The organism is Massilia sp. IC2-477 (genome assembly GCF_020707265.1).
Classification (GTDB): Bacteria; Pseudomonadota; Gammaproteobacteria; order Burkholderiales; family Burkholderiaceae_D; genus Telluria.
In genome coordinates this window covers 21280-30680 of sequence record NZ_JAJFEQ010000021.1, presented here as the reverse complement: position 1 = coordinate 30680, position 9401 = coordinate 21280, and the positions used below count along the sequence as shown (strand labels likewise).

Annotated in this window: 15 protein-coding genes and 1 tRNA gene; 13 read left to right on the top strand and 3 right to left on the bottom strand. The window is 62.7% G+C overall.

The genetic code is table 11. The features are described 5' to 3' along the window. The 3 genes from LK542_RS24435 to LK542_RS24425 all read right to left on the bottom strand — a co-directional run. Positions 1–783, bottom strand: a 783-nt coding sequence (locus LK542_RS24435; protein WP_227813932.1) for a phosphoribosyltransferase domain-containing protein, incomplete at its 3' end; no start/stop codon positions are given. Next, positions 780–1799, bottom strand: coding sequence for an ATP-grasp domain-containing protein (locus LK542_RS24430; protein ID WP_227813931.1), 1020 nt, complete (start codon positions 1797–1799; stop codon positions 780–782). The genes LK542_RS24435 and LK542_RS24430, both read right to left, overlap by 4 nt. Before the next feature lie 75 nt (positions 1800–1874). After that, positions 1875–2450, bottom strand: coding sequence for a TerD family protein (locus LK542_RS24425; RefSeq protein ID WP_227803571.1), 576 nt, complete (start codon positions 2448–2450; stop codon positions 1875–1877). Positions 2451–2594: 144 nt separating this feature from the next. Between LK542_RS24425 and LK542_RS24420 the strand changes: the two genes are divergently transcribed. The 13 genes from LK542_RS24420 to rplN all read left to right on the top strand — a co-directional run bounded on the left by LK542_RS24420 (position 2595) and on the right by rplN (position 9398). Continuing rightward, a complete protein-coding gene (locus LK542_RS24420; protein WP_227813930.1) occupies positions 2595–3674 on the top strand; it encodes a LacI family DNA-binding transcriptional regulator in 1080 nt (359 codons plus the stop codon). Positions 3675–3685: 11 nt separating this feature from the next. Continuing rightward, positions 3686–3762 (top strand) — tRNA-Val (locus LK542_RS24415). 269 nt (positions 3763–4031) lie between these two features. Next, positions 4032–4688, top strand: a complete 657-nt coding sequence (rplC, locus tag LK542_RS24410; protein WP_159698345.1) for a 50S ribosomal protein L3 — start codon at positions 4032–4034, stop codon at positions 4686–4688. Positions 4689–4690: 2 nt separating this feature from the next. Then, positions 4691–5311 (top strand): 50S ribosomal protein L4, encoded by a 621-nt coding sequence (gene rplD, locus LK542_RS24405; protein WP_227803573.1) that lies wholly within the window; start codon positions 4691–4693, stop codon positions 5309–5311. Further along, the gene (gene rplW / locus LK542_RS24400; RefSeq protein ID WP_027867259.1) at positions 5308–5625 is read left to right on the top strand and encodes a 50S ribosomal protein L23; all 318 of its coding nucleotides are present in this window, start codon (positions 5308–5310) and stop codon (positions 5623–5625) included. The genes rplD and rplW overlap by 4 nt, the downstream gene beginning before the upstream one ends. Next, positions 5625–6452 carry a 50S ribosomal protein L2 gene (rplB, locus tag LK542_RS24395; protein ID WP_224946779.1) on the top strand — a complete coding sequence of 276 codons (828 nt, stop codon included), beginning with the start codon at positions 5625–5627 and terminating at the stop codon, positions 6450–6452. The genes rplW and rplB overlap by 1 nt, the downstream gene beginning before the upstream one ends. Positions 6453–6462: 10 nt before the next feature. Beyond that, positions 6463–6738, top strand: a complete 276-nt coding sequence (gene rpsS / locus LK542_RS24390; protein ID WP_227803574.1) for a 30S ribosomal protein S19 — start codon at positions 6463–6465, stop codon at positions 6736–6738. Continuing rightward, positions 6735–7067 carry a 50S ribosomal protein L22 gene (gene rplV / locus LK542_RS24385; protein ID WP_171085678.1) on the top strand — a complete coding sequence of 111 codons (333 nt, stop codon included), beginning with the start codon at positions 6735–6737 and terminating at the stop codon, positions 7065–7067. The genes rpsS and rplV overlap by 4 nt, the downstream gene beginning before the upstream one ends. A gap of 11 nt (positions 7068–7078) precedes the next feature. After that, positions 7079–7909, top strand: coding sequence for a 30S ribosomal protein S3 (gene rpsC / locus LK542_RS24380; RefSeq protein WP_227803575.1), 831 nt, complete (start codon positions 7079–7081; stop codon positions 7907–7909). Positions 7910–7911: 2 nt separating this feature from the next. Continuing rightward, positions 7912–8331 carry a 50S ribosomal protein L16 gene (rplP, locus tag LK542_RS24375; RefSeq protein WP_005663456.1) on the top strand — a complete coding sequence of 140 codons (420 nt, stop codon included), beginning with the start codon at positions 7912–7914 and terminating at the stop codon, positions 8329–8331. 12 nt (positions 8332–8343) lie between these two features. Further along, the gene (gene rpmC / locus LK542_RS24370; RefSeq protein ID WP_056337591.1) at positions 8344–8535 is read left to right on the top strand and encodes a 50S ribosomal protein L29; all 192 of its coding nucleotides are present in this window, start codon (positions 8344–8346) and stop codon (positions 8533–8535) included. Further along, positions 8532–8804, top strand: coding sequence for a 30S ribosomal protein S17 (gene rpsQ / locus LK542_RS24365; RefSeq protein WP_036246286.1), 273 nt, complete (start codon positions 8532–8534; stop codon positions 8802–8804). The genes rpmC and rpsQ overlap by 4 nt, the downstream gene beginning before the upstream one ends. Positions 8805–9029: 225 nt before the next feature. Then, a complete protein-coding gene (gene rplN / locus LK542_RS24360; protein ID WP_005663451.1) occupies positions 9030–9398 on the top strand; it encodes a 50S ribosomal protein L14 in 369 nt (122 codons plus the stop codon). Positions 9399–9401 lie beyond the last annotated feature (3 nt).

Genomic DNA, 9401 nt, shown 5'->3' with positions numbered 1-9401 from the left:
CAGCCCCAGGCGGCCGAAGCGCGCGCTGGCGCCACGGTCCGCATCCGGGTCGAAGCGCTGGGCCGGGCTGCTTGGGGCCACGTAGTCGCCCGGCGTGAAGCGGTATTCGCCGCTGACCAGCGCGCCCATGGTCACCGGCAGCCCAAAACGCGCAGACAGCCCGGCGGTCGCCTGCGCTCCCATGAAGTTGGTGATGGTCGCCAGATGCACGCGTTCGATGCCCGGGTTGAGGCGGCGGCAGGCATCGGTCAGGTTGAGGAAGGTGTTGCCGGTGCTGGCCTCGTCGTCCACCAGCACCAGCGTGCGCGCCGCCAGCAGCAGGGCATGCAGGGGCGGGTCTTGCGGCAGGTGCAGGAACTGGCGCGGCGCGTGGCTATGTGCTTCCTCGAATTCGATCAGCGGCCCGGCGCCGACGCGGTAGCGCGTGGTGTGGATGAACAGCGCCTCGCGGCCGGGATTGGCGCGCAGCCAGGCTTCGAACACGCCCTGGCCCAGGCCGATCGCGGTTTCCGCCATGGCGATGAAGACGACCGGTCCGTCGGGCGAGGGAACGGTCGCAGCGAGGCGCTCGTGGATCCCGATCATGGTCGAAGGCCGCACCGGCCAGTGCTTGCCCAGCACCTTGCTCAGGAACAGGAAGCCGCGCTTGGCATTGGCGCGTGCGGCAAAGCCGAGCAGGTCGTCCGCTTCCTCGGCGCCCTCGCTAAGCGTGAGCTCGAGCGTCCCGGTCGGCAGCGCCACGCTGCGGCGCGCCAGCAGATCCAGGTCGGATGTGGCGTTCATGCCAGCTCCACGGCTTCGGACACCTCGGCCACGCGCATGCCGTTGCGCACAGGCGCGACTTCGACCGTGTCGAAGCCGTCCGCAAACCCCTTCAGTGCGATCCACGGCAGGTTCGGACCGGCCGCGCAGGCCATCGCGATGCCGCCCGACATGCGCGGGTTGATTTCCAGCAGGCGCGGCTTGCCGCCGGCTTCGCGGAACTGCACGTTGAACACGCCGTTCAGGCCATGGTCGGCGGCCAGCTTCGTGGTCGCCTCGACGATCTCGGGCCGCATGTCGATCAGCTGGCCGCTGCCGGCCTGGGGCAGCTTGCGTCGCGCCACGGCGGCCACCAGGCGGCCGCGGTCGCCCACGCAATCGACGCTGTATTCGTGGCCCTCCAGGTATTCCATCAGGAGCATGGTGCGGAATTCGCCAAGTTCGGCCAGGCCGCGGCGCAGGTCCTGGTAGCCGATGTGGTACTCGACGCCGGCCAGCAGCAGGGCGGCGCTGCTGCGCTCCTCGTCGACCACGGCAAAGCCGATGCCGTAGATGCCGCGCGAAGGCTTGATGCACAGCTTCGCGTGGCGCGGGCGCAGTTCGGCCCAGGCGGCGTCGAACTCCTCGATGTTGCCAAAGCGGCGGAACTCGGCCACCGGGGCCTGCGGCAAATCGGTTTCGGCATAGAAGCCGGCCTTGTCGTGGATAAGCTGCAGCTTCGCAGGGGAGGCCGCGCTCAGCACGCGCGTGCCGACCGTCTCGAAGCGCGCATGCTGGCCGGCCAGCACGGTGGCTTCGCGGCCGGGCACGAAGATGTCGATGCCGTGCTCGCGGCAGAAGCCGACGCACCAGTCGACGTAGGCGGCTGCTTCGAGTCCGGTCGGCTCGCCGTGGAACTCGTGGGCCAGGCGCGCTGCCGGGGTATGGCGGTTGGCGTTGCTGTGGATGATGGTGAAACGCTGGCTGCTGTCGGCCTCGCGGATCAGCCCGATGGCGGTGTAGACGGACGAAAACGTCCTGTTGAACCAGACACGCATGCATTCTTCCCAGGCAGAGGACAGGCGCGCCCGGTGGCGGGCGCGCCGGATGGCGCTTTTATGAAGCGCGCTTGTTTATACGTTGACGCCGAACGAACGCGCGAGCGGACCGAGGCCGCCCTTGAAGCCCTGGCCGACGGCGCGGAACTTCCATTCGCCGCTGTGACGGTACAGTTCGCCGAAGATCATGGCCGTCTCGGTCGAGCTGTCCTCGGACAGGTCGTAGCGCGCGATCTCGGCCTCGCCGCTGGCGTTCAGGCAGCGGATGTAGGCCTTGCCGACCTGGCCGAAGTTCTGGCCGCGCGCGTCGGCTTCGTGGATGGTGACGCAGAAGGAGATCTTCTCGATGTCGGCCGGCACGCGCGACAGGTCGACCGCGATCTTCTCGTCGTCGCCGGCGCCCATGCCTGTGGTGTTGTCGCCGGCGTGGACCACCGAGCCGTCGCTGGACTTGAGATTGTTGTAGAAGATGAAGTCGGTGTCGGCGCGGACCTTGGTGTCGGCCTTGAGCAGGAAAGCGCTGCCGTCGAGGTCGAACGCAGCGCCGTCGGTGGCGCGCGGGTCCCAGCCCAGCCCGATGATCACCTTGGTCAGACCCGGGGCTTCCTTGCTCAGGTTGACGTTACCGCCTTTCTGCAGACTGATTGCCATACGAACTCCTTTCCTGGGGTGGGTGTCAGCGTTAATTATCCGATTGTACACGCTTCATTTCACATTCCCTCTCTCGTGCGATGTCCATACAGCATTGCCCGCTTCGTAACATTCCGGTCATAATTGCGGACCGAAGGAGGCTGAATGGCAACAATGAAGCAGGTGGCGGAACGGGCCGGCGTATCGACCTCGACCGTCTCGCACGTGATCAACGCGACACGGGCGGTGAGCGAAGACGTGCGGGTGCGGGTGCTGGCGACCATCGACGAGATGGGCTATATCCCGAACGCGATGGCGCGCAGCCTCAAGAACGACAAGAGCCATACCATCGGCGTCTCCATTCCCGACAACACCGATCCCTGCCTGGCCGAACTGCTGCGCGGCATCGAGGATGCGGCCTTCGAGGTCGGCTATACCATCATGCTGTGCAACGGCTACCAGGATGCGCGCCGCCAGGCGGCCCACCTGCGCAGCCTGATCGAGAAGCGCATCGACGGCCTGATCCTGGTGGCGGGCGCCGGCCGCGACGAACTGGCGCCGCTGCTGGCAAGCCAGCGCTTACCGATCGTGCTGGCCGACCACGAGGTGCCGTCGGTGGAGGCGGACTTTATCGGCCTCGACCACGAGGCGACCGGCCATGCCGCCGCGCGCCACCTGATCGAACTGGGACACCGCCGCATCGCCTGCGTCGCCGGCCCGCGCGCCGAGCCGCACAGCCTGGAGCGTATCGCCGGCCTGCGCCGCGCCCTGGACGAGGCGGGCATCGGGCTGGCGCCGCATTACCTGGTGCATGGCGCACCGGATTGCGCAGGCGGGCACGACGCGGTGCGCGGCCTGCTGGCCCTTGGCGTGCCGCCGACCGCGATCTTCGCCTGCAACGACCTGATGGCGCTGGGCGGCCTGTGCGCTGCCAGGGAAGCGGGCGTCGCCGTACCGCAGGACTTGTCGGTGCTCGGCGGAGACGACCTGGGGATGGCGGCCTACACCACTCCGCGCCTGAGTTCGGTGGCGCAGCCGACCTATGCAATGGGACGCCGCCTGACCGCGCTCCTGATCGCGCGCGTGCGCGGCGAGGGCGGTGCGCGCCGACATGAACGCCTGGCGGGCCGGCTGGTGGCGCGGCAGTCGACGGCCCCCGCGCCGGCGCTGCCGATTCCTGCCGAACACGACATTGCACGATTGCACAACACAGCTATTGCAAAATCCACAGACCCACACGTATAATGCGGCTCCCCGGGCGGTTAGTTCAGCTGGTTAGAATACTTGGTCGACATCCAAGGGGTCGCAGGTTCGAATCCTGCACCGCCCACCAGACTTCCAGATCGCAAGCTCCCTAAGCTTGCAGAGAAAAGATGCAGAGGTGCAGCTTTTCTGTGCCGACCAGCCAGGTCGGATTCCTCGCTCTCTCCATGACACTGCGGAAAACGCAACAGGCCGGTTTCAACCCCGATTTATCCTGTTGCGCCGTCGCCGTTTGCGCGCTATACTAGCCGGCTTCGGTATGGGCACGTCTTTTTTAGCCCATGCTTTTTTAGTAGTACTAATTAGCCCCGCCCAATCGTAGGTGGGAATGGAGAAAAAATGAGCCTGGGCCTCCTCGGTCGCAAGGTTGGCATGATGCGTATCTTCACGGATGACGGCGATTCGATCCCTGTCACCGTGCTGGACGTGTCCAACAACCGTGTTGCGCAAGTCAAAACCCCTGAAACTGACGGCTACACTGCTGTGCAAGTCGTCTTCGGCCAGCGTCGCGCTTCCCGCGTGAACAAGGCTGCTGCTGGTCACTACGCCAAAGCTGGCGTGGAAGCTGGCACGATGCTGCGCGAATTCATCATCGATTCCGCAAAAGCCGCTGAACTCAAAGCCGGCGACACCATCAATGCTTCGATGTTCGAAGTGGGCCAGAAGATCGACGTGCAAGGCACCTCGATCGGTAAGGGCTACGCCGGTACCATCAAGCGTCACAACTTCGCCTCGGGTCGTCAGACCCACGGTAACTCGCGTTCGCACAATGTTCCTGGCTCCATCGGTATGGCGCAGGATCCGGGCCGCGTGTTCCCAGGCAAGCGCATGACCGGTCACATGGGCGACGTTACCGTCACCACCCAGAACCTGGAAATCGCCCGCATCGACGCTGACCGTCAACTGCTGCTCGTGAAAGGTGCCGTTCCTGGCGCCAAGAACGGCCAGGTGATCGTCAAGCCGGCTGTCAAAACCAAAGCCAAGAAAGGAGCCTAAGTATGGAACTCCAGCTCCTGAATGAGCAAGGTCAAGCTGGCGCCGGCGTTGCAGCTGCCGACACCGTGTTCGGCCGCGAATACAACGAAGCCCTGATCCACCAGGTCGTGGTCGCCTATGCCGCCAACGCGCGCAGCGGTAACCGCAAGCAGAAAGACCGTGAAGAAGTCAGCCACACCACCAAGAAGCCATGGCGCCAGAAAGGCACCGGCCGCGCTCGTGCTGGTATGTCGTCGTCGCCTCTGTGGCGCGGCGGTGGTCGTATCTTCCCGAACACCCCGGACGAGAACTTCTCGCACAAGGTCAACAAGAAGATGTTCCGCGCAGGTATCTGCTCGATCTTCTCGCAGCTGGCCCGCGAAGGCCGTCTGAACGTTGTCGAAAACCTGTCGATCGAAGCTCCGAAGACCAAGCTGCTGTCGCAAAAGCTGCAGGGCATGGGCCTGGAATCGGTCCTGGTGATCACCGACACCATCGATGAAAACCTGGAACTGGCGTCGCGTAACCTGCCGCACGTGCTCGTCGTCGAGCCGAAAGCAGCTGACCCGATGTCGCTGGTGTTCTACAAGAAAGTCCTGGTCACCAAAGCTGCTCTGGCCAAGATCGAGGAGATGTACGCATGAGCACCGCTATCAAATTCAGCGAAGAGCGCCTGATGAAGGTGCTGCTGGCTCCGGTGATTTCCGAAAAGGCGACCTTCGTCGCTGAAAAGAACGAACAGATCGTGTTCAAGGTTCTGCCGGATGCAACCAAGCCGGAAATCAAGGCTGCCGTCGAACTGCTGTTCAAGGTCGAAGTGGAATCGGTGCAAACCGTCAACCGCGAAGGCAAGGTCAAGCGTTCGGGCCGTTTCACCGGTCGCCGCAACCACACCAAGCGCGCTTTCGTGGCCCTCAAGCCGGGTCAGGAAATCAATTTTGTCGAGGAGGCTAAATAATGGCACTCGTTAAGATGAAGCCAACCTCCCCAGGCCGTCGCGGCATGGTGAAAGTTGTGACCGAAGGCCTGTACAAAGGCCGTCCGCTCGCAGCCCTGGTTGAGAAGAAATCGAAGACTGCTGGCCGTAACAACAACGGTCACATCACCACCCGCCACATCGGCGGTGGCCACAAGCAGCACTATCGTCTGGTCGACTTCAAGCGCCAGAAGGATGGTATCCCTGCCAAGGTCGAGCGTATCGAATACGACCCGAACCGTACCGCGCACATCGCACTGCTGTGCTACGCGGACGGCGCCCGTGCGTACATCATCGCTCCGAAGGGCGTCGCTGTCGGCGATACCCTGATGAACGGTTCGGAAGCACCGATCAAGGCCGGTAACTGCCTGCCGATCCGCAACATCCCGGTTGGTACCGTGATGCACTGCGTCGAAATGCTGCCTGGCAAAGGCGCACAGATGGCCCGCACCGCCGGCGCCGCTGTCGTCCTGATGGCCCGCGAAGGCACCTACGCCCAGGTTCGCCTGCGCTCGGGTGAAGTCCGCCGCGTGCACATCGAGTGCCGTGCAACCGTGGGTGAAGTCGGCAATGCCGAACACAGCCTGCGCAAGATCGGTAAAGCCGGTGCGATGCGTTGGCGCGGTGTGCGTCCGACCGTCCGCGGTGTCGTCATGAACCCGATCGACCACCCGCACGGTGGTGGTGAAGGCCGTACGGCAGCAGGTCGCCATCCGGTGTCGCCATGGGGCCAGCAGACCAAGGGCAAGAAGACGCGTTCGAACAAGCGCACTTCGTCGATGATCGTCTCGCGCCGCGGCAAGAAATAAGGGATAAAACATGACTCGTTCATTGAAAAAAGGGCCGTTCATTGACGCCCACCTGGTGAAAAAAGTCGAAGCCGCGCAAGCGAGCAAAGACAAGAAGCCAGTCAAAACCTGGTCGCGCCGCTCGACGATCTCTCCTGACTTCATCGGTCTGACCATCGCCGTGCACAACGGCAAGGTCCACGTGCCGGTGTATGTGTCGGAGAACATGGTCGGCCACAAGCTCGGCGAATTCGCGCTGACCCGTACGTTCAAGGGCCACGCTGCTGACAAGAAGGCGAAACGATAATGGAAACTAAAGCAATCCTCAAAGGCGTTCGCCTGTCGGAACAGAAGGGTCGCCTCGTTGCTGACCTGATCCGCGGCAAGAAAGTTGACGCAGCACTCAACATTCTGCAGTTCAGCCCGAAGAAGGGCGCGACCATCATCAAGAAGGTTCTCGAGTCGGCAATCGCCAACGCGGAACACAACGATGGCGCCGATATCGACGAGCTGAAGGTTGTGCAGATCTACGTTGAAAAGGGCCCGATCCTGAAGCGCTTCACCGCACGTGCGAAGGGCCGCGGCGATCGTATTTCGAAACAATCCTGTCACATCTACGTGACTGTCGGTAACTAAGGGGTCACACGATGGGTCAGAAAATCCACCCAACCGGCTTCCGCCTGGCGGTCACCCGTAACTGGGCGTCGCGCTGGTACGCTGGCAACGGCAACTTCGCCGACATGCTGAAGGAAGACCTGGAAGCACGCGCTTTCCTGAAGAAGAAGCTGAAGAACGCTTCGGTCGGCCGCATCGTCATCGAGCGTCCTGCCAAGAACGCACGCTTCACGATCTACTCGTCGCGTCCGGGCGTCGTGATCGGCAAGAAAGGCGAAGACATCGAAGTCCTGAAGACTTCGCTGGCGAAGATCATGGGCGTGCCTGTGCACGTCAATATCGAAGAGATCCGCAAGCCGGAAATCGATTCGCAGCTGATCGCCGACTCGATCTCGCAGCAGCTCGAAAAGCGCATCATGTTCCGTCGCGCCATGAAGCGCGCGATGCAGAACGCCATGCGCCTGGGCGCTGTCGGCATCAAGATCATGTCGTCGGGCCGCCTGAACGGCATCGAAATCGCACGTACCGAATGGTACCGCGAAGGCCGTGTGCCTCTGCACACCCTGCGCGCCGATATCGACTACGGCACCAGCGAAGCATCGACCACCTACGGCATCATCGGCGTCAAGGTCTGGGTCTACAAGGGCGACCGTTCGGTCACCGGCGAAGCACCAGTCATCGACACCCCGCCGGATGAGAAGAAGCCACGCGGCCCGCGTCGCGACGACGGCAAGCCGTCGCGCGGCCCACGCCCGGCCGGCGCCGGCCGTCCTGGCAATGCAGCACCTACCGTCCGTGCACGTCCGGCTGTGAAGCCTGCCGCCTCGGCCGCCGCTGCGCCAGCTGAGAAAGCAGGAGAATAAGCATGCTGCAACCATCGCGCAGGAAGTATCGTAAAGAGCAGAAAGGCCGTAACACCGGCATTTCGCACACCCGCGGCACCGCGGTCTCGTTCGGCGAGTTCGGCCTGAAGGCAGTTGCCCGCGGCCGTATCACCGCACGCCAGATCGAAGCGGCGCGTCGCGCCATGACCCGTCACATCAAGCGTGGCGGCCGTATCTGGATCCGTATCTTCCCGGACAAGCCGATTTCGAACAAGCCGGCCGAAGTCCGTATGGGTAACGGTAAGGGTAACCCGGAGTACTACGTCGCTGAAATCCAGCCAGGCAAAGTCCTGTACGAGATGGATGGCGTCGCAGAAGAACTGGCGCGCGAAGCGTTCCGCCTGGCCGCTGCCAAACTGCCGCTGGCGACCACCTTCGTGGTCCGTCAAGTCGGCCAATAACAGGAGTTGAATATGAAAGCATCGGAACTCCGCGGCAAGGACCAGGAAGCGCTGCAAAAGGAGCTGAGTGAGCTGCTGAAGGCCCAGTTCGGCCTGCGCATGCAAATCGCTACCCAGCAGCTGGGCAACACCGCGCAGCTCAAGAAGGTACGTCGCGACATCGCGCGTGTGAAGACTGTGATGAACTCGAAGGAAGCCAAATGAACGACACCACTAAAACGGCGCTGAAGCGTACGCTGGTCGGCAAGGTCGTGTCCGACAAGATGGACAAGACGGTGACCGTCCTGATCGAGCGTCACGTGAAGCACCCGCTGTACGGCAAGATCATCGTGCGTTCGAACAAGTATCATGCGCACGACGAAACCAACCAGGTCAAGGCCGGCGACACGGTCGAGATCACGGAAGGTCGCCCGATCTCGAAGACGAAGGCATGGACCGTGACCCGTGTTGTGCAGCAAGCACAGGTCATCTAAAGCCTAAAAATTTGTCTTGCGTGGCCCGCTGGTATCTGTGATACTAGCGGGCTTCGTTCATGTGTTGCCGCAGTTTGCCTCCGCGGTTCTGCGGCCTGTAACGAATGGAAAGTCCATCACCCAAACATGGGGCTCCAGCAGGGGCGTCATGGCGGGACCAAGACTGACCGCAGGCCCACGGTTTCCGTGGGGTTTTCTACGGCTTAAGTTGGGAAAGAAAATATCATGATTCAAACCGAAAGCCGGCTCGAAGTAGCCGACAACACCGGTGCCAAGGAAGTTCTGTGCATCAAAGTGTTGGGCGGCTCGAAGCGCCGTTATGCGAGCATTGGCGACATCATCAAGGTCACCGTCAAGGTGGCTGCGCCGCGTGGTCGCGTCAAGAAGGGCGAAATTTACAACGCCGTGGTTGTGCGTACCGCTAAAGGTGTGCGCCGCCAGGACGGTTCCCTGGTCAAGTTCGACGGCAATGCCGCTGTCCTTCTGAACGCCAAGCTGGAGCCGATCGGCACCCGTATCTTCGGACCGGTCACGCGCGAACTGCGTACCGAGAAGTTCATGAAGATCGTGTCGCTGGCACCTGAAGTTCTGTAAGGA